The 18,526-nt window shown below is 65.3% G+C and carries 15 protein-coding genes, 1 tRNA gene and 2 pseudogenes; 11 read left to right on the forward strand and 7 right to left on the reverse strand.

What is annotated here, in order from left to right; translation table 11 throughout:
- Positions 1-257: 257 nt before the first annotated feature.
- From AB4Z44_RS05565 to AB4Z44_RS05575, 3 genes are read left to right on the forward strand one after another with little or no spacing between them, the layout of a single operon-like run.
- The gene (locus AB4Z44_RS05565; protein ID WP_404713074.1) at positions 258-1,103 is read left to right on the forward strand and encodes a threonine/serine dehydratase; all 846 of its coding nucleotides are present in this window, start codon (positions 258-260) and stop codon (positions 1,101-1,103) included.
- Positions 1,104-1,901 (forward strand): DUF72 domain-containing protein, encoded by a 798-nt coding sequence (locus tag AB4Z44_RS05570; RefSeq protein ID WP_404713075.1) that lies wholly within the window; start codon positions 1,104-1,106, stop codon positions 1,899-1,901.
- Positions 1,901-2,098, forward strand: coding sequence for a hypothetical protein (locus AB4Z44_RS05575; RefSeq protein ID WP_404713076.1), 198 nt, complete (start codon positions 1,901-1,903; stop codon positions 2,096-2,098). Before AB4Z44_RS05570 ends, AB4Z44_RS05575 begins: the two co-directional genes overlap by 1 nt.
- 76 nt (positions 2,099-2,174) lie before the next feature.
- Here the strand turns inward: AB4Z44_RS05575 and AB4Z44_RS05580 are convergent, their stop codons facing one another.
- A complete protein-coding gene (locus tag AB4Z44_RS05580; protein WP_404713077.1) occupies positions 2,175-3,578 on the reverse strand; it encodes a sensor histidine kinase in 1,404 nt (467 codons plus the stop codon).
- Positions 3,569-4,240 carry a response regulator gene (locus tag AB4Z44_RS05585; protein WP_404713078.1) on the reverse strand — a complete coding sequence of 224 codons (672 nt, stop codon included), beginning with the start codon at positions 4,238-4,240 and terminating at the stop codon, positions 3,569-3,571. The genes AB4Z44_RS05580 and AB4Z44_RS05585 overlap by 10 nt, the downstream gene beginning before the upstream one ends.
- A 130-nt stretch (positions 4,241-4,370) precedes the next feature.
- Between AB4Z44_RS05585 and AB4Z44_RS05590 the strand changes: the two genes are divergently transcribed.
- The 3 genes from AB4Z44_RS05590 (at position 4,371) to AB4Z44_RS05600 (ending at position 6,012) form a co-directional block, all read left to right on the forward strand.
- Complete coding sequence (locus tag AB4Z44_RS05590; protein ID WP_404713079.1) at positions 4,371-4,940, forward strand: hypothetical protein; 570 nt, start codon at positions 4,371-4,373, stop codon at positions 4,938-4,940.
- A 128-nt stretch (positions 4,941-5,068) separates the two neighbouring features.
- Positions 5,069-5,153: transfer RNA gene (locus AB4Z44_RS05595), tRNA-Leu, on the forward strand.
- Between the two features lie 181 nt (positions 5,154-5,334).
- Positions 5,335-6,012: a DUF2490 domain-containing protein gene (locus tag AB4Z44_RS05600; RefSeq protein WP_404713080.1), complete on the forward strand. Its 678-nt coding sequence runs from the start codon at positions 5,335-5,337 to the stop codon at positions 6,010-6,012.
- Between the two features lie 82 nt (positions 6,013-6,094).
- Here AB4Z44_RS05600 and AB4Z44_RS05605 read toward each other — a convergent pair whose 3' ends face one another.
- The 4 genes from AB4Z44_RS05605 to AB4Z44_RS05620 all read right to left on the reverse strand — a co-directional run bounded on the left by AB4Z44_RS05605 (position 6,095) and on the right by AB4Z44_RS05620 (position 10,222).
- Positions 6,095-7,510 (reverse strand): amino acid adenylation domain-containing protein, encoded by a 1,416-nt coding sequence (locus AB4Z44_RS05605; RefSeq protein WP_404713081.1) that lies wholly within the window; start codon positions 7,508-7,510, stop codon positions 6,095-6,097.
- A complete protein-coding gene (locus AB4Z44_RS05610; RefSeq protein WP_404713082.1) occupies positions 7,485-7,727 on the reverse strand; it encodes an acyl carrier protein in 243 nt (80 codons plus the stop codon). The genes AB4Z44_RS05605 and AB4Z44_RS05610 overlap by 26 nt, the downstream gene beginning before the upstream one ends.
- Before the next feature lie 93 nt (positions 7,728-7,820).
- The gene (locus tag AB4Z44_RS05615) at positions 7,821-8,996 is read right to left on the reverse strand and encodes a tetratricopeptide repeat protein (protein ID WP_404713083.1); all 1,176 of its coding nucleotides are present in this window, start codon (positions 8,994-8,996) and stop codon (positions 7,821-7,823) included.
- Positions 8,997-9,580: 584 nt separating this feature from the next.
- Positions 9,581-10,222, reverse strand: coding sequence for a glutathione S-transferase family protein (locus AB4Z44_RS05620; protein WP_404713084.1), 642 nt, complete (start codon positions 10,220-10,222; stop codon positions 9,581-9,583).
- Between the two features lie 82 nt (positions 10,223-10,304).
- Here AB4Z44_RS05620 and dnaE point away from each other — a divergent pair.
- The 5 genes and pseudogenes from dnaE to AB4Z44_RS05645 all read left to right on the forward strand — a co-directional run bounded on the left by dnaE (position 10,305) and on the right by AB4Z44_RS05645 (position 18,031).
- Positions 10,305-13,821: pseudogene (gene dnaE / locus AB4Z44_RS05625) on the forward strand (DNA polymerase III subunit alpha).
- A 45-nt stretch (positions 13,822-13,866) separates the two neighbouring features.
- Entirely contained in the window at positions 13,867-14,781 is a 915-nt protein-coding gene (locus tag AB4Z44_RS05630) for a DMT family transporter (protein WP_404713085.1), read from the forward strand.
- Positions 14,778-15,248 (forward strand): GNAT family N-acetyltransferase, encoded by a 471-nt coding sequence (locus tag AB4Z44_RS05635; protein WP_404713086.1) that lies wholly within the window; start codon positions 14,778-14,780, stop codon positions 15,246-15,248. Before AB4Z44_RS05630 ends, AB4Z44_RS05635 begins: the two co-directional genes overlap by 4 nt.
- Positions 15,245-16,060 carry an ATP-binding protein gene (locus AB4Z44_RS05640; RefSeq protein WP_404713087.1) on the forward strand — a complete coding sequence of 272 codons (816 nt, stop codon included), beginning with the start codon at positions 15,245-15,247 and terminating at the stop codon, positions 16,058-16,060. Before AB4Z44_RS05635 ends, AB4Z44_RS05640 begins: the two co-directional genes overlap by 4 nt.
- A 164-nt stretch (positions 16,061-16,224) precedes the next feature.
- Positions 16,225-18,031, forward strand: a pseudogene (locus tag AB4Z44_RS05645) (DUF885 domain-containing protein).
- Positions 18,032-18,041: 10 nt separating this feature from the next.
- Here the strand turns inward: AB4Z44_RS05645 and AB4Z44_RS05650 are convergent.
- Positions 18,042-18,497: a MarR family winged helix-turn-helix transcriptional regulator gene (locus AB4Z44_RS05650; protein ID WP_404713088.1), complete on the reverse strand. Its 456-nt coding sequence runs from the start codon at positions 18,495-18,497 to the stop codon at positions 18,042-18,044.
- Positions 18,498-18,526 lie beyond the last annotated feature (29 nt).

Here is an 18,526-nt window from a genome sequence, read left to right on the forward strand (position 1 = left end):
ACAGTTGAAATTCACTGCCTTGCGGTGGAAGTCCCATGGGGCAGCGGAGGCGCTACATAGGGGGGGGGTACCCCCCTGTAAAGTTGGAATTGTCCCGACATTTTTTTCGATCGCGATCAACAGGATAAACCGTGTCTTTTCAGGGATATAACGTTGAAGGCTGGCCATCGCGCCGGGGGGTTCTGGCGGCGTCGGAACGCCTCGCCGGGATAGTGACTCGCACACCGCTCCTGCCCGTACCGGGCGCGGAAGGGCGCGTGTGGATCAAAGCCGAATCGCTGCAGCGCGGCGGAGCGTTCAAAATGCGCGGTGCCTATAACCGGCTCGCCCAAATCCCAGCCACCGAGCGTCATCGCGGTGTGGTCGCCTTTTCCTCGGGCAATCACGCGCAGGGGGTGGCACGTGCGGCGGCCCTGCTCGGGATGCCGGCGACGATCGTGATGCCGGCCGATGCGCCCAAGGTGAAGCTCAATGCTACGGCCGCATTGGGCGCGGAGATCGTTACCTATGATCGCCACAATGAAAGCCGCGAGGCGATCGCGGCACGGATCGCAACCGAACGTGGGGCGCCGTTGGTGCCCTCGTTCGACGATGTCGATGTGGTCGAGGGGCAGGGCACGGCCGGTCTCGAAATCGCCGAGCAGTTGGGACGCGCGCCGACGCGGATCGTGACGCCCTGCGGCGGCGGTGGACTGGCGGCGGGTCTCGCGCTGGCGCTGCCCGAGAGTCAGGTTTTCGTCGCCGAGCCGCAATATTGGGATGATATGGGCCGCAGCCTCGTCGCCGGCGAGATTCTCGAAGTGCCGGCCGACGCGCCTTATTCCGCTTGCGATGCGCTGCTGACGCGGCGGGTGGCGGACATGACCTTCGGCACGCTCCATGCCGCTGGCGCAAAGGGTGTGTGGGCGAGCGAGGTGGAGGTTCGCGCTGCGATGCGCTTTGCTTTCAAATTGGGGCTGGTGGTCGAACCCGGCGGTGCCGCCGCGCTCGCGGCGTGGCTGGCGGGCAAGATCGACGATAAGGAAGGCACGACCGTGATCGTCTGCTCGGGCGGCAATGTCGATCCGGATGCGTTCGCGGACGTTTTGAAGGGACAGGATTAGATGCCCGGAAAGATCAGGGTCGGGATCGGCGGCTGGACGTTCGAGCCGTGGCGCGAGACCTTCTACCCGCCCAAATGGCCCAAGGCGCGCGAGCTGGAATATGCTTCGGGGCGGGTCACCGCGATCGAGATCAACGGCACCTTCTACTCGACCCAGAAGCCCGCCACTTGGGCCGATTGGGCCCGGCGCACGCCCGACGATTTCGTCTTTTCGATCAAGGCCTCGCGCTTTTGCACCAACCGGCGCGTGCTGGCCGAGGCCGGCGAATCGATCGACAAGTTCGTCAATCAGGGGCTGGCCGAACTCGGGCCCAAGCTGGGGCCGATATTATGGCAGTTTGCCGGCACGAAGAAGTTCGACCCTGAGGATTTCGGTGCTTTTCTGAAGCTTCTTCCAACCAGCGTCGGTGGCCTGCCGTTGCGCCATGCGATCGAGCCGCGGCATGAAAGCTTCCGCGATCCGGCCTTCGTCGCGATGGCGCGCGAGGCCGGCGCCGCGATCGTCTTCGCCGATGCCGAGGATCATCCGCAATTCGCCGATCTGACAGGCGCCTTCGTCTATTCCCGGCTGCAGAATGCGCATGAGGAGGTGCCGACCGGCTATGATGACGCAGCCCTCGATCGCTGGGCGGAGACGGCGAGGGACTGGGCGGCGGGGAGAGCGCCCGAAGGCTATAACTATATCGAGACCCCCAAGGGTGACGGACTCGCGCGCGACACGTTCGTGTTCATGATCAACGGCGCCAAGGTCCGCGCGCCCGCGGCGGCAATGGCGCTGATCGAGCGGGTCGGCCGCTGATGCGTACCGTGTCCGACGAGGTATCGGTTCGCCTCTATCATCTCGACAGCGAGGGTGGAGCGACCACCACGCTGTTCTACGGCACGCTGACCGAAGCACTCCGGCGCGCCGAGCAAGAGCCCGAAGAGATACAGGACGGACTGTTCCTTCAGACGAGCAATGATGTGGTGGCCTACCTCGATTTCATCGAGGGCTGACCCCGTCTCTGAAGGAAGGGCGCTGCGGACGTGTCTGCGCGCCGAAAGACCGTATCGCTCGCCTCAATTGCTATCGTCATCCAGGCAAATGCAACGTCGCGATCAGACCGCCGGCGGTCCCGTTGGCCAGCATCAGCCGGCCACCGTGCAATTCCGCCAGCTCGCGCGCGATCGACAGGCCGAAACCGTGGCCCTCGCCCCTTTCGTCCAGCCGCCGCCCGGGCTCGATGGCGCTCGCCAGCAACTCTTCGGATATGCCGGGGCCATCATCGGCGATCGCGATGGCGATCATTCGCCCTTCCGGGCCGGCGGTCACGCGCACCTCGGTCCGCGCCCACCGCCACGCATTGTCCAGCAGGTTGCCGATCATCTCATCGAGATCCTGCGGATCGCATTGCACCATCAACTCGCTGCCGACGGTTACGATCGGTCTGATCGCGCGATCGGCATGGATTCGGCCCAAGGCATCGATCAGATCGGCGACATGGGGCGCGAGCGGGGTCAGCACGCGTCCCGCACCCGCCGGGCTGGCGGCGCGGGCGCGGCCGAGGTGGTGGCGGATCTGTGCCTCGATCCGATCGACATGCACCGCCAGGCGATCGCTCGATCCCTCGGCCAGATCGAGCTTGAGCGCGGCGAGCGGTGTCTTGAGGCCGTGTGCGAGATTGGCGACATGGCCCCGCGCCTGCTCGAGCGCGGTACGGTTGGCCTCGATCAACCCGTTCAATTCTTCGACCAGCGGGCGCAATTCGCTCGGCTCGGTCGCGTCGATCCGCGTGCGGCGTCCGGCGCGGACATCGGCCACCATCGCCTGCATGTTGGCGAGCGGGCGCAGCCCGATACGGAGCTGGATCAGGATCGCCAGCCCCAGGCCTGCCCCCAACAGCAGCAGTGACAGGAGGAGAGGCGTCATCGCCGCGCGCAGCGGCCGCTGGACGACGGCGCGCGGGCCGGTGGCGAGGATTTGGGCGTCGCCACGCGCGGTCGGGATCGTCAGCATCCGGCCATGCACATTGTGCAGAAACCGGCCGGGGGTGCCGTCGAACCGATCGTGGTGGGGTCCATGTGGCCCGTCATCGATATCGTCCGGCCGATCGTCATGACCGTCATAGGGCCGGGGTTCGCTGGTATCGCGGAGTTCGGGCGGTGGCGGCGGCAAAGGTGCCGTTACGATCTCGCGCCCGCCGAGCGAGGCCGATCGCAACGTCCCGCCCGGCGCCCGTACTTCCCACGCCCATCCGCTGCCGAGCCGGTCGAACGGCGGCAGATCGGTTGCGCGCGCAGGATCGAGGCTGCCGTCGGACCGTACCGCACGTGCGACGATCGCGATCTGCGCATCGAGCCGCTCGTCCAGCCCATGCATCACGAAGCGTTCGAGCACGTTGCCGATCGCGAACCCGGCGAAGATCAACGCCACGAGCAACGCCACCGCGGCGGTGCCGAGCAGCCGCCAGAACAAGGATCGCGGCATCAGGCGCATGAGGCGTGTTCGGTCAGGCGATAACCGCGCCCGCGCACCGTCTCGATCCGGTCGGGGCCGATCTTGCGGCGCAGTCGGCCGACGATCACCTCCAGCGAGTTGGAATCGACGTCGGCATCGCCCTCATAGACGCGTTCGAGCAGATCCAGCCGTTCGACCACGATCTCCTTGCGCAGCATGAGGCACGACAGCACCCGCCATTCGAACGCTGTCAGCTTGAGCGGCATGCCGTCCAGTTCGAACTGACCGGTCTGCGCGTCGAACGCGATCGGGCCACAGCGGATGATGCTGGCGGCATGTCCCGCCGCGCGTCGCACCAGAGCGCGCAGCCGCATCACCAGCTCCTCGACGCGGAACGGTTTGACCAGATAATCGTCGGCGCCCGCCTTGAACCCCTGCACCTTGTCCGACCAGGCATCGCGCGCGGTGAGGATCAGGACCGGGAGGGTGCGCCCGGTCGCGCGCCATTCGGCCAGGATCGAGATGCCGTCGCGGCGCGGCAGCCCCAGATCGAGCACCGCCACGTCGTAAGCTTCGGTGGAGCCGAGATGGCCACCATCCTCGCCGTTGGTGGCGACATCGACCGCGAAATGCTCGGCGCGCAGCGCCCGGGCGATGCCGGCGGCCAGATCGGCATCATCCTCGACCAGCAATACGCGCATCGATCACATCTCCACCGTCAGCGTGGCTTCGCTAGGACCATCCACTAAACCCAATCTGAACGGCGTAGTTCAGCGGGCGACGGGATCTGCAGCGTAGAAGCAGGCCATCCAAGCAGAAGGAGCTTCTACCATGAGTCATATCGACACCGGCAAAGGATCGCGGCGCTTCGGGCTGTCGCCCAGATTGGGGCTGGCGCTGGGCGGCGCGGCCTTGCTGGCGGTCGGCGGGGTCGCCGGCACGGTCGCCGGCCACACCATGCAGCCGCCGATCGAAATGGCGCCGCTCCACCCGGTTGCGATCCGCGCGCTGACGTCCGACGGCGACGTGGTCACCACCAAGGGGCGCGTCGCCGAAGTGTTCGGCAACAAGTTCGTGCTCGATGACGGGGCAGGGCGCGCGTTGGTCGATACCGGCCCGGCGGGCGAGAGCGGCTCGCTTGCGCCGGTCGGCGCGCCCTTGACGGTGCAGGGCCGCTTCGATCGCGGCATCCTCCATGCGCACTTCCTGGTCGACGCCGGGGGCAAGGTTACGGCGCTCGGCGGAGCCGAGCGCGGCCGCCACGGCCCGCGCGAGCATGGCCGCGACGCCGGCCCCGAAGACGATCGTCGCGGCCCGCCACCGCCGCCGCCGGGCAATGCGCCACCCCCGCCGCCTCCGGGCGACGTTGCACCCCCGCCGCCGGTGGCGCCGGCAAAATGAGTTGGCCCCGGCGGGAGCAGCCGTAGGGCGGCTCCCGCCGCTGCTATCCATTGCGAGCGAGGTTCAAACACCTCTTGCGATCATGACGATTGGCTTTAGGGAGAGCGGCGCCGTAGAATCATGGCCGTGCGGGCGTGGTGGAACTGGTAGACGCGCCGGACTCAAAATCCGGTTCCGCAAGGAGTGTGGGTTCGACCCCCACCGCCCGCACCAATTTCTTGTCAGGGCCGGCCAGCGGCGGACGTCCCTTGGCATGGTCTGCGATGCCGAACTTTCCGGCGATGCGGTCACCATTCGCGCCGCCGTTCAGGAAACGTAACGCTCCAGCATCACTTTGTTACAGAGCGGCCGATATGGGCGGGGACTTCAATCCTATCTCCCGAGTGACCGCGTCTTGTTCAAGCCCGCCATTGCCTTTGCCGCCACGCTCGCGGCCATCGCTCCCGCCTCTGCCCAGACGGTCGTCGACCAGCAGGTCTGGCTCAACGCCACGCTGATGGGCACGTTCGGGCCGAAGCTCGCCTTCTTCGTCGAGGTCCAGCCGCGCACGGCGGACGGGGCCGAACGCGTCGGCGCGCTGCTGCTGCGTTCGGCGGCGGGCTGGAAATTCTCCGACGCGCTCACGCTCTACGGCGGCTATGCACGGATCGTCACGCCCGTACGCCATGGCGCTGACCGGCACGAGAACCGCATCTTCGGCCAGGCAAGCTGGACCATCGGCCGGATCGGCCGTGGCACGCTGTCCTCGCGCACGCGAATCGAGCATCGCCAGCGTCTCGATAGCGATGATGCAGGCTGGCGTCTGCGCGACATGATCCGCTACGTCCACCCGATCACGACGCCCGAGGCGCCGCGCGCTTTGGTGTGGGCCGAGCCCTTCGTGGCGTTTGACGACACCGATTGGGGCGCGCGGAAGGGCTTCGATCAGCTACGCAGCTTCGCCGGCGTCGAAATCCCGGTGAAGGGCAAGTCGACCGTCGAGGTCGGCTATCTCAACCACCTCGTCAACGATGCCGGCGGACGGCAGCGGATGAACCACGTCGCTTCGATCACGATGTTCTGGCGGCTGTAGCGAGGCCACCTTGAAGCGCAGCCGTCGCGATGTCCGTCGCCGGATCTTCCAGATAACCAGAACTGCGCGGAAATTGCCGGTCTTAAGCCTCCAGCAGGGTTGCGCGCAGGCTGTTGAGATCGACCTTGGCCGATTGCGTCATCGGGAAGCTCGCCACCGCAATGAAGCGCTGCGGGATCATGTAGGTCGGCAGATCGGCGCGTAAGGCCGCTTCCAGCGTGTCGAGCGCGATGCCGTCGGCGACGAAGCAGACGAGTTCGCCATTGTGGACCACCACGAACGCATGGCCTGTGCCCGCTAGCCGGCGGATCGCGCGCTCGCATTCCTCCAGTTCGATGCGGTGACCCTTGATCTTCACCTGCCGGTCGCGCCGGCCGACGAAGACGTAGCCCACCGACGGATCGCGCCGGGCAAGGTCGCCGGTGCGATAGAAGCGCGCGCCATCCCGTTCGAAGAAGCGCTCTGCATTGGCTTCCGGCAAATTCCAGTAGCCGCGGCAGATTTGTGGGCCGGCCGCGACCATCTCGCCGACGTCGTCCTCGGCATCGGCCAGCTCGACCCGATGGTCGGGCCAGGCGCGGCCGATCGGCACGCCTTCATGATCGGCGGGAATCTCATCGATCGGATTGTGGGTCAGGGCCACCGTACCCTCGGTCGGGCCCCACAGGTTGACGAAGCGGCAGTCGGGCGCAGCCTCGTGGAGCAGCCGCACGACTTGGCCGGTCACGAGTTCGGCGCCGAGATAGACACGGCGCAACGCGGGGAGGGAGCCCGACTTGAGCAGTTTGGCCTGATGCGCCAGACGCACCTGCGACGGGACGAGCAAGGCCGTTTCGATACCGAGATTGCGGAAATAGCGTGGCCACATCAGCACATGGCGGGTCGGCACTACGCACAAGGCCGCCCCGGCCGACCATGCCCCGAATGTTTCGTGCACCGATGCGTCGAAACCGAGATCGGCGATCTGACCGGCCTTCGCCCCCGGAGCCAGGGGATAGTGGCGCTGGACGTTGTCGACATAGGACTGAAGATTGTCGAGCGTGACCAGTACGCCCTTGGGCACACCGGTCGAGCCCGACGTGTAGAGCAGGTATCCGGGGGGCAGGTCCGTCGCTTCGGACGTTGCGGTACCAAGCGGCGTGATGCCGCCGTCGGCGGACAGCAGCAGTTGCGCGCCGGAATCGGCGGCGACGGTCGCCCGGCGTGCCGGAGGAGCCTTCTCGCCGAGCGGAACATAGATGCCACCGGCAATCAGCACCGCCAGAAGATTGACGAATTGTTGCGGGAGCCGCTCACCCTCGATCGCGACACGATCGCCGCGGCGCACCCCGCGCCGCTGCAATTCGCCCGCGTGGTCGAATGCGCGGCGCCACAGCTCCGCATAGGAGGTTTCCGATCCCTCACAGACAAGCGCGATCGCCTCGGGCGTTTCCTCCGCATGGCGTTCGATCCGCCCGATCAGCGGATGGAGATCAGCCGATACGGGTGACAATGGCATCTTGCAGGTCTCCGAACGAGCGGATTGAATCGATTTCGGACGTGTCGAATTCGAAACCCCATCGCTCCTCGCATCCGAGCAGGATCTCGACATTGGCGAACGAATCCCAGCGCGGGTGCGCGCCGGTGACCATATCGCGCGTCAGCACCAGATCCGGGGTCCGCAGCACGCGGCGGAACAGCGCCTCGAGCTCGTCATGGACTTCTTGCTCACTCATGGTCGTTCCGCTCCGTTGCGACCGAAAATCGCGCCGGGGGCGGACGCTTCGATGAAGCGCCCTCCCCGGCGGGGCATGGCCCTGTCAGGCTGTTTAGCTGTTGCGCAGGAACTGATCGTAGGTTGCGATCGCGATCTTGCTCCACTCTTCATACTGGATGGTCGGCATGACCGACGACAGATACGCGACGGCCCGGCCCGGCGACACGATCGAGACAGTACCGGCCTTGTCGGGTTCCTGGGTGGGCATCACGAACAGGACGTGGCGAACGCCGAGACGGTTCAACTGCGCCTCGATCCCCGTCATCTGTTCTTCGGTAAGCGGATCATTGCCCTTGTAGGTGAAGATCTTGCGGCTCTGTGCGGCGTCGGCGAGGAATTTCCGCTTCAGGAAGCCCTGCCGCCGGATCAGACGATCGAGGAATTCTTCCTTCGGGATATCGCCGTCATAGACGCCGGTATGCGATTTCGTGCCGAACAGGCTCTCCGAGAGGATGAACTCGCGTTGCGTGTCGCCATGGAGCGTGTAGATATCGGGGCGCTCATAGCCTTCCAGATCGCAGGCCAGGATCTCGATCAGCTTTTCCGGGGAGATGAACGTCCACCGGAACAAGGAGAGCGGCTCTGCGCCGCTGCGCCGCTGAACGAAGCCCAGCTCGCAATTGGCGCCGCAGGATTCGAACAACTCATAAATAAGCCGCAGCGAATAACCCTCGCCTTCTTCCTTGATCTCAAGCTCGAGCATGTCCTCGGGATCGAGCTTCCGTAGCTCGGCTGAATCGTACAGCGACAAAGCCTTCTGGCGAAGCTTCTCGATCGCGGTGTCGAGCCGACGCGGCGGCGTGCGATGCTGAAATTCCTGCCGCAGCACAGCAATAGCAGCCGCCGGCCCCTGCTCGGTCAGCAGCTGCGCGAGGTAATTGCCCAGGATCGAATTGTCGTTCGGGTAGGCCTTGCGCGCCTCGTCGAGCGACTTGAGCGCTTCGGCGCGCTGACCAAGCCCGGCCATGCATTGCGCACGCAACACCACCGCTGCCGAATTGCTCGGCTCCATGCCGACAAGCCGCGTCAAAATGGTCTCAGCTTGGGCGACATCGCCTTGAGCGTTCAGAAGCTGGGAATAGAGGAACATGAACTTGGTATCGATCGAAAGGAGGCCCTTGTACCGATCAAGGATCGCCAGGCCGTCTTCGAGCTTTCTTTTGTCGAACGCGGTCTGAGCGCGCTTCATATCGTCTTCGAAACCGCGGAAGAGGCTGAGAGTGGACATACGGAATTGTCCCGATGAAGAGATGTAGGTCCGTCCCCCGCCGGATCGTCGCCGAAATGGCGCCGCGCCTAAGCTCCTGCTCGGATGAACGCCAGATTGATGGAGTTGCAAGCGCGGCGGGCTCGTGGCGCCGGTCATTCGGAACGCCTTCGCGAGTGCAGCAATTATAGCGCGATGCGCGTCCCGGCACCGCGATTCAGGCATCGGAAAATGGTGGTGCGGGCGGGGGACTTGAACCCCCATGGGCAAAAGCCCGACGGATTTTCTTACCCTCCACGGCTTTCGCCGCCGCCGGCCAGGCACGAGTCGCGGCCGGGCGTTCGGGGTCTGGACTATCCCTTCACCATGCCCCGAAGCCGGGGTTTAGGTGCTGCCCGTCTAGTCTCTACACCTTCCTTCAGGGCGCGAACCCCAAAGGCTTGGCTCGGGATCGCCATTTCACAGGGTTCCCCGAATTTGAGCAGTTCTGCATCGCGGGTTTCCCCGCGAGCACTCAATTGGCCTTAAGTCCGTAGCGTCTACCGATTCCGCCACGCCCGCACAGCCGCATCCCCTATAGAGCGATGCAGCCCCGGCTCAAGCGATCAGGCATGTTCGGCGAACGCCGCCATATGATCCGCCAACGCTTTGCGGAAAGCCGGGCGGGCCTCGCAGCGTGCCTGATAGGCGGCGAGCTGGGGATGCGGATCGAGCAGCGCGCCGATCCGCAGGATGCGGAGCACGCACGTCATGAGGATATCGGCCGCGGTAAATCGCCCGCACAGATACTCCTTGTCGCCCAGCGCTGCGACCAGCGCCTTGAGTCGCAGCTCGACCTTCTCGTTCAGCGGCTTGCGGATCGGCTTGCCGACATTCTTGTAGGCTGGAAAGTGCTCGATCTCCCGCAGGAACTGGATCGCGGGTTCGATCGAATTGAGCGCGGCGAACATCCACATCCGGGTCTGCGCGACGCCCTCTCGATCAATCGGCATCAGCACTTCGGATTTCTCCGCGATGTGCAGCAGGATCGCGCCCGTCTCGAACATCTCCAGACCGTCTTCGATATAGACGGGAATCTGGCCGAACGGCTGGAGCGCGCGGTATTCCGCCGTGTCGCGATCCGGGAAGGTAATATAGCGGACGGTGTAATCGAGCCCGATCTCCTCCAGCGCCCAGCGCACGCGCAGATCGCGCCCCAAACCCTGCGCAAAGGACGGCACCCAGCCGAATGTCACGATCTCGATCATTTTTTCCCGCCTGAACCACTAAGCTGTGGATAGCATCGCCGCCGTGCTTTCCAAATGCAGCGCCGTGGGCCTACATAAGGGCATGGCCACACCCTTTGTGCCGCTCCGCATATTTTCCTGTTATACGATGCTCGAGGGCGCGATCGAGCCCAAGGCAGTGGCTGGCCGCGCCAAAGCGCTCGGCTTTCCCGCGGCGGCGATCGTCGATCGCAACGGCCTCTATGGCGCGATGGCGTTCAGCGATGCGGCGAAGAAAGCCGGAGTGCAGCCGATTATAGGCACTTTGCTCGGCGTGGCGCGACCGAATGTCGCCGACGACAAAGGTCCTCGGATCGACTGGCTTGCGCTCTACGCACAGGACGAGAAGGGTTACGACAACCTCTGTTCGCTGGTGTCTGCCGCCCATCTCGATCGCCCCGTGCATGAGGATGCGCATGTGCCGATCGACGCCCTGGAGGGGCGCACGGGGGGGCTGATCGCGTTGACTGCAGGCGGGGAAGGGGCGCTTGCCCGCCTGGTCGCTGGCGAACAGATGGCCGAGGCGCGGCGCTACCTCGATCGGCTCCAGGCGCTGTTTCCGGATCGTCTCTATATCGAATTGTCGCGCCGCGGCGATGCGACCGAAGAGGCGGCCGAAGAGGCGCTGATCGATCTTGCCTATGCGCGCGATCTGCCGTTGGTCGCCACCAACCCCGCATCCTATTCCGAAGCCGATTTCCATCCGGCACACGATGCCATGCTATGCATTGCCAATTCCGCCTATCTCGTCGCCGACGATCGCATCCATTCCTCGCCGGAGACGTGGATCAAGTCGGGCGAGACGATGGCGGAAATGTTCGCCGATCTTCCGGAGGCGCTGGCCAACACTCTCGTCGTGGCGCAGCGTTGCGCGGTGGCGGCGCCGAGCCGCAAGCCGATCCTGCCCAGCCTCGCCGGCGATCGTGCCGCCGAGGAACAGGCGCTGCGCGACGACGCCGCCGCCGGGCTCGAAGCCCGGCTCGACAAGGTGGCGATGCCAGAGGCCGATCGCATCGCCTATCGCGAGCGGCTCCAGTTCGAAGTCAACGTCATCGTCCAGATGGGATTTCCGGGCTATTTCCTGATCGTCGCCGATTTCATCAAATGGGCGAAGGAACAGGGCATCCCGGTCGGTCCCGGCCGCGGATCGGGCGCCGGCTCGGTCGTCGCCTGGGCGCTGACGATTACCGATCTCGATCCGCTCCAGCTGGGGCTGCTGTTCGAACGCTTTCTCAATCCCGAGCGCGTGTCGATGCCCGACTTCGACATCGATTTCTGCGAAACGCGGCGCGGCGAGGTGATCAACTACGTCCAGCGCAAATATGGCCGCGACCATGTCGCGCAGATCATCACCTTCGGGCGGTTGAAGGCGCGCGCCGTGCTCAAGGATACCGGCCGCGTGCTGCAGATGAGCTATGGCCAGGTCGATCGCCTCGCCAAGCTTGTCCCCAACCACCCGACCGATCCCTGGACATTGGATCGCGCGCTCAACGGCGTGTCCGAACTCGCTGCCGAGGTGAAATCGGACAAGCAGGTTAGGCATCTGTTCGATCTGGCGATGAAGCTGGAAGGCCTGCCGCGCCACAGCTCGACGCACGCCGCCGGCGTCGTGATCGGGGATCGCCCGCTCGACCAGCTCGTGCCGCTCTATCGCGATCCGCGCTCCGACATGCCGGTCACCCAGTTCGACATGAAATATGTCGAGGGCGCCGGGCTGGTGAAGTTCGACTTCCTCGGCCTCAAGACCCTGTCGGTGCTGCAGAAGGCGGTCGAGATGCTGGCCAACAAGGGGGTCACGCTCGATCTGCTCGCGCTGACGCTCGACGATCCAGCGGTCTACCAATTGCTCCAGAAGGGCGACACGGTCGGCGTGTTCCAGCTGGAATCGGAGGGCATGCGCCGCACGCTGGCCGCCGTGCGCCCGACCAATTTCGGCGACATCATCGCTCTCGTCTCGCTCTATCGGCCTGGCCCGATGGACAACATCCCGATGTTCGGTGATCGCAAGAACGGGCGTGCGTCGATCGAATATCCGCATCCCTTGCTCGAAACGATCCTGGCCGAAACCTACGGCATTTTCGTCTATCAGGAACAGGTGATGCAGGCCGCGCAGATCCTTGCCGGCTACAGCCTCGGCCAGGCCGATTTGCTCCGCCGCGCGATGGGCAAGAAGATCAAGGCGGAAATGGACGCGCAGCGCGCGGGCTTCGTCGAGGGCTGCTTCACCGCCAACCAGATCGAGCCGGGCAAGGCCAACGAGCTGTTCGATTTGATCGACAAATTCGCCGGCTACGGCTTCAACAAGAGCCACGCGGCCGCCTACGCGTTGCTCGCCTATCAGACGGCGTGGCTCAAGGCACATCACAAGCCCGAATTCTTCGCGGCATCGATGTGCTACGATCTCAGCCTGACCGACAAGCTCGCTATCTGGGTGGATGATACGCGCCGTTCGGGTGTCGAACTCCTCCCCCGACATCAACCATGCGCAGGCCGAATTCAGCGTCGAGAATGGCGCGGTCCGTTATGCGCTGGGCGCGCTCAAGGGCGTCGGCGAGAAGGCGATGGAACAATTGGTCGCGGAGCGAGCGGCGAGCGGTCCGTTCAAATCCCTCGACGAGTTCGCCGACCGGATCGATCCGCGCCTGCTCAACCGTCGCCAGCTCGAAAGCCTCGCCGCGGCCGGCGCGTTCGACGCGATCGCGCCCGATCGCGCAGCGGTGTTCGCTGCGGTCGAAACGATCCTGGCCGAGGCATCCAAAGCACACGAGCAGCGCGAGACCGGGCAGGGCGGGCTGTTCGGGGCTTTGTCGGGCGGCGATACGCCGCACGCGCATATTCGCCTATCGTCGGACGCGCGCTGGACGATGCCCGAGAAGATGGCGGCCGAGAAAGACGCGTTCGGCTTCTATTTTTCGGCGCACCCGACCGATCGCTACCGCTTTGCCGCACAGGCGGAGGGAGCCCGCACCTATTCGCAGGTGCTGCTGATGAACGTGCCGGTCGAGGTTGAACGTGACGAGCGCGGCCGCCCTGGCGAGCGCCCAAAGGCGCGCATCGCCGCTTTGATCGAAGATGCGCGCTGGCGCACCTCGGCGCGCGGCAATCGCTATCTGATGGCAACCTGCTCCGATTCGACCGGACAGTTCATCCTGAGTTGCTTCGACGAGGTCGCCGCCGAGGCGATGGAGGCGGCGGCGCGCGCGAGCGAATGTCTGCTGCTGCACGTCGAACTCGATCGGCGGCCGGGCGAGGAGACGCCACGCCTCGCGGTGCGCGCGACCCAGCCGCTCGATGCCCGCGCGACCAGCTTGCGGCTGCGGATGGAGATCGCAGTGCTCGACAAGAGCGGCCTGCCGGCGCTGGCGCAATTGCTGGCCGATGCGCATGGCGGGCGGAGCGAGATCGATCTGGTCGTTGCCGCCGCAGGGCAGGAGGTGCGGCTGCGGCTCGGATCGGATTTCAAGGTCGATGCCGAACTGGCTTCGTCGGTCGAGCGGCTGCCGGGCATGGGGGCGGTCCAACTCGATCGGCTGGTCGGTTCCGAACCGGCAGCACCACCCAAGCTCTACGTCGTTCGCTGACGATCGCACCTGACAGGCGCGGTCTGTCCCGCTAGGGCACCCGTCATGGCCAGCCTGTCTCCGCGCGCGCCGATGCGCGGCGCGGCTATTCCCATCCTCGTCGCCGCGATCGGCATCGCGACCTTCTCGTGCATGGACGCGGTGATGAAGGGGCTGTCGATAGCGATCGGCGCTTACAATGCGATGCTATGGCGATCGATTGCCGGCGCGGCGATGAGCGGCATGCTCATGCTCGTGATGCGCGTACCCTGGCCGTCGCGCAGCGGGCTGCTCCTTCATGTCAAACGCAGCGGATCGGCCGGGATTTCGGTCCTGCTCTTCTTCTGGGGCCTCGTGCATGTGCCGATGGCGGAGGGCGTGGCGCTGACGTTCCTCTCGCCGGTCATCGCGCTGATCCTGGCGGCGCCGATGCTGGGCGAACGCATCGGACGCAGCGCGATCGTCGCCTCGGTGCTGGCCGTGGCCGGCGTGATCGTGATCGTGCTGGGCAAGGCGCACGAGGGTGCCGGCCCGGAGGCGATTCATGGCGCGCTCGCCATCGTGCTGGCCTCGTTCTTCTATGCCTACAATATCGTGCTGCTACGCAAATCGGCGCTGGTAGCCGGGCCGATCGAGATCACCTTCTTCATGAATCTGGTCTTCGCCTGCCTTTATCTGCCCGCCGCCCCGGTTGCAGCGGTCGTGCCGCCGTTGCATCAGGCGCCGGTGTTCATCGGCGCAGCGGCATTAGCGATCGTTTCGTCGTTGCTGCTCGCCTGGGCCTATCGCCGGGCGGAGGCGCAATTGTTGGTGTCGGTGGAATATACCGCCTTCGTGTGGGCGGCGATTTTGGGAGCGATCGTGTTTGGAGAGAAAGTGTTGCCGGTAACGATAGCGGGTGCGCTGTTGATCGTCGCAGGCTGTTTCATCGCAGCGCGCGGGCATGCCACGCCCGGGCCTTCGACGGAGGCAGCATCATGATCGTCCGTACCGCCACCCCGGCTGATGTTCCCGACATCCTGCGCCTGATCCGCGCGCTTGCGACCTACGAGCATGAGCCCCATGCGGTGAAGGCGACCGAGGAGTCGTTGCACCGAACGCTATTCGCACCCGATGCGCAGGTGTTCGGCCATATCGCTGAGAGCGAAGATGAAGTCGTCGGGATAGCCGTGTGGTTCCTCAACTATTCGACATGGACCGGGCAGCCTGGGATCTACCTTGAAGATCTGTTCGTCACCGAGGCCGCACGCGGCACCGGCGCAGGGCGTGCCTTGTTTCGCGCGCTCGCGCAGGAGGCCCAAAAGCGAGGCTGCGCCCGGATCGATTGGGCCGTCCTCGACTGGAATACGCCGGCGATGGATTTCTACCGCGCGATCGGCGGACGTGCCCAATCCGGCTGGCAGCCATGGCGCCTGGACGGGGCCGCTTTGGAGGCGATGGCGCGATGAACGAAGAACTGCTCGCCCGTATTGCCGCCGCGCTCGAACGGCTGGCACCGCCGCCACCCGAAACCGCCGATCCGCTCGCTCATCCGGCCTATATCTGGCGCCAGAACGTGCTCCAGCCGGCGCGCGCGTTCGAGCCGTTGGGGCTCGATCTGCTCGAAGGTATCGATCCTCAAAAGGAGGCTCTGGTCGGCAATATGCGGCGCCTCGCTGCCGGGCTGCCGGCACATGACGTGCTGCTGTGGGGCGCGCGCGGCACCGGCAAATCGGCTTTGGTCAAAGCCGGCGTTGGCGCAGTGCAGGGGGAGGGTGGCAACCTCGCGCTGATCGAGATTGCCGGCGATGCGCTTGCTTCGCTTCCTGCATTATTCGCCGCGATCGCCGATGCCCCGCGCGCCTTCGTGCTGTTCATCGACGATCTGGGCTTCGCCGAGCCGAGCGAGGCACCACGGCTGCTGCGCTCGATGCTGGAGGGTGGCGCCGAGGCGCGGCCGGCCAATGCCAGGCTCCACGTCACCGCCAATCGCCGCCATATCGTGCCGCGCGACATGTCCGAGCAGGAAAGCGCGATCAATCCGCGCGATGTGGCCGACGACAAGCTCGCGCTCGCCGATCGCTTCGGGCTGAGCCTGGGATTCCATGTCGTCGACCAGCCGACCTATCTGGCGATCGTCGAAGGCTACGCGCGTGAACACGGTTTGAGCTTCGACCCGCACGATGCGATCGGCTGGGCCACCCAGCGCGGCGGTCGGTCGGGCCGGGTGGCATGGCATTATGTCGTCGAACTGGCGGGGCGCGAGGGCAAGCACCTTTAATCGTCGGCCCTGCGCAGGCGGGGCCCCATGTCTCTTACAACAAAAGCCAGCTTGGAGATTGGAGAGATAGGCCCCTGCCTGCGCAGGGGCGACGGGTGGTTGTGTCTGCAATCACGCAGGCTAAGCTGCTCGCATCTTCTCCCCCAAATATCGGACCCCGCCTCATGGATCGTCGCGTGTTCCTCACCTCTAGCGCAGTTGCCACGCTGGCCGCCTCCATCCCGATGCGCCTGCTCGCGCAAAGCCCCGACGTGGACCTCAACACGCTGTTCGACGCAATCTTCGCCGACAATATCCGCCATTCGCCCGAGCAGGCGAGTTCGCTCGGGCTCGACAAGGGCGATAACGCCGCCGCCAAGCACAAGCTCAACGATCGCTCGGCCGCAGACGATATGCGCGAGGCGGCGCGGATCCATGGATGGCAGAGCAAGCTCAAGGCGCTCGACCCGACGAGATATTCGCCCGCCGGTCAGCTCAATATCGAGGTGATCGCCTACACGCTCGCGAGCCGCACGGCATCGTATGACCGGTTCGGCCTGGGCTCGGCAATTCGGCCCTACCGCATCTTTCAGCAGGGCGGCGCATATTTCGAAATCCCCGATTTCCTCAACGCGACCCACAGCATTGCCACCAGCGAGGACTGCGAAGCCTATCTCGATCGCCTCGCCGGTTTCGCGACCGCGCTCGATCAGGACACGGCGGTGCAGCGGGCCGAAGCGGCGCGCGGTTTCCTCGCACCCGATTTCAGCCTCGATCTGACGCTCGGCCAATTGGCCAAGCTGCGCGGGCAGCCGGCGGCATCGAGCGGGCTGGTGCAGAGCGTCGCCACCCGCGCCGCTGCCAAGGGCGTCGGCGGCGATTGGGCGGGGCGCGCCACCAGGATCGTCGAACAGCAGGTCTATCCCGCGCTCGATCGCCAGATCGCGCTGATGACCTCGCTGCGACCGAATGCGAGCAAGATCGCGGGCCTCTGGCGCCTCCCGAAGGGTGACGAGATCTATGCGCTCGCGCTCGAACAGGCGACCACGACCAAATTGTCGCCTGCCGAAGTGCACAGGCTCGGGCTCGAACAGGTCGCGCAGATCAGCGCCGATATCGATGCGATCCTGAAGGGGCAGGGGATGACGCAGGGCAGCGTCGGGGCGCGCCTGACCGCGCTCAATGCCGATCCCAGCCAGCTTTACCCCGATAGCGTGCAGGGGCGCGCCGATCTGCTCGCCAGCCTCAATGCGGGGATCCAGGATATGTATGCCCGCCTGCCGCGCGCCTTCGCCGATCTGCCGCGGGCGCCGCTGGAGATACGCGGCGTCCCGGTCGACATTCAGGACGGCGCCTCGAACGGTTATTATCGCCGCGCGACGCTCGATGGATCGCGCCCGGCCATCTATTTCATCAACCTCAAGGATGTCGGCGACTGGCCCAAATATGGCCTGCCCTCGCTGACCTATCACGAGGGCGTGCCGGGGCATCACCTCCAGATCTCGATCGCGCAGGAATCAAAGGATATCCCGATCTTGCGCAAGACCGGTGGTTTCTCGGCCTATACCGAGGGCTGGGCGCTCTATGCCGAGCAGCTGGCGAACGAGCTCGAACGCCTATCGCAATCCGCTGGAGAAAGCCGGCTACCTCCAGTCCTTCCTGTTCCGCGCGGCGCGGCTGGTGGTCGATACCGGTATCCATGCCAACAAGTGGACCCGCGAGCAGGCGACCGATTACCTCGTCGCCACGACCGGTTTCGCCCGGCCGCGATCGCAGCGCGAGGTCGAGCGTTATTGCACGCAGGCGGGGCAGGCGTGCAGCTACAAGGTCGGCCACATGGCGTGGACCGCGGCCCGCGCGCGGGCGCTGAAGGCGTTGGCGGCGAAGTTCGACCTCAAGGAATTCCACAAGGTGCTGCGCGACGGCGTGATGCCATTGACGATCCTCGACCGGGTGATCGATGCGCGGACGGCGGCGGCGCTAAAGGCGTAGTTTTTCCCGTTTAAACTTCCGCCCGCACCGCCAACGTCGCCTCGTCCATGCGCGCCAGCATTGCGGTGAAGGTCTCAATCTCGTCAGCGCTGAACCGCGCCAGGATTCGGCGCTCCAATTCCAGCGCCTTGGGCGCGACCTGCGCATGGAGGTTCCGTCCGTCGACGCTCAGATGCAGCCGCTGCGAGCGTCGATCCTCGGCATTGGGCCGTCGCTCGATCAACCCGCGGCCGGCGAGCGCAATCGCCGCGCGGCTCACCGTGACCTTGTCCATGCGGGTGCGCTGGCCGATGCGTTGCTGGGTGGCGCCTTCCTCCTCCGCGATCACCGCGATCAGCCGCCACTCGGGGATCGTGAGGCCGAACAGCGCCTGATAGGTGCCGGCGATCGTCTCGCTCACGAGGTTCGACGTGATCGACAGGCGAAAAGGGATGAAGTCGTCGAGACGGAGCAAGTCATCGGCCATGCGCGTTAGTATCATTTGACACCATCTCC

It is taken from the genome of Sphingomonas sp. MMS24-J13 (assembly GCF_044905095.1).
GTDB lineage: Bacteria > Pseudomonadota > Alphaproteobacteria > Sphingomonadales > Sphingomonadaceae > Sphingomonas_I.

Bases quoted from the DNA above. Each gene is read 5' to 3' on its own strand.
- AB4Z44_RS05585 (WP_404713078.1), bottom strand. From the start codon at position 4,240: ATGCGCGTATTGCTGGTCGAGGATGATGCCGATCTGGCCGCCGGCATC.
- AB4Z44_RS05635 (WP_404713086.1), top strand. From the start codon at position 14,778: ATGATCGTCCGTACCGCCACCCCGGCTGATGTTCCCGACATCCTGCGC.
- AB4Z44_RS05590 (WP_404713079.1), top strand. From the start codon at position 4,371: ATGAGTCATATCGACACCGGCAAAGGATCGCGGCGCTTCGGGCTGTCG.
- AB4Z44_RS05650 (WP_404713088.1), bottom strand. From the start codon at position 18,497: ATGGCCGATGACTTGCTCCGTCTCGACGACTTCATCCCTTTTCGCCTG.
- AB4Z44_RS05640 (WP_404713087.1), top strand. From the start codon at position 15,245: ATGAACGAAGAACTGCTCGCCCGTATTGCCGCCGCGCTCGAACGGCTG.
- AB4Z44_RS05575 (WP_404713076.1), top strand. From the start codon at position 1,901: ATGCGTACCGTGTCCGACGAGGTATCGGTTCGCCTCTATCATCTCGAC.
- AB4Z44_RS05605 (WP_404713081.1), bottom strand. From the start codon at position 7,510: ATGCCATTGTCACCCGTATCGGCTGATCTCCATCCGCTGATCGGGCGG.
- AB4Z44_RS05630 (WP_404713085.1), top strand. From the start codon at position 13,867: ATGGCCAGCCTGTCTCCGCGCGCGCCGATGCGCGGCGCGGCTATTCCC.
- AB4Z44_RS05570 (WP_404713075.1), top strand. From the start codon at position 1,104: ATGCCCGGAAAGATCAGGGTCGGGATCGGCGGCTGGACGTTCGAGCCG.
- AB4Z44_RS05620 (WP_404713084.1), bottom strand. From the start codon at position 10,222: ATGATCGAGATCGTGACATTCGGCTGGGTGCCGTCCTTTGCGCAGGGT.
- AB4Z44_RS05615 (WP_404713083.1), bottom strand. From the start codon at position 8,996: ATGTCCACTCTCAGCCTCTTCCGCGGTTTCGAAGACGATATGAAGCGC.
- AB4Z44_RS05610 (WP_404713082.1), bottom strand. From the start codon at position 7,727: ATGAGTGAGCAAGAAGTCCATGACGAGCTCGAGGCGCTGTTCCGCCGC.
- AB4Z44_RS05580 (WP_404713077.1), bottom strand. From the start codon at position 3,578: ATGCGCCTGATGCCGCGATCCTTGTTCTGGCGGCTGCTCGGCACCGCC.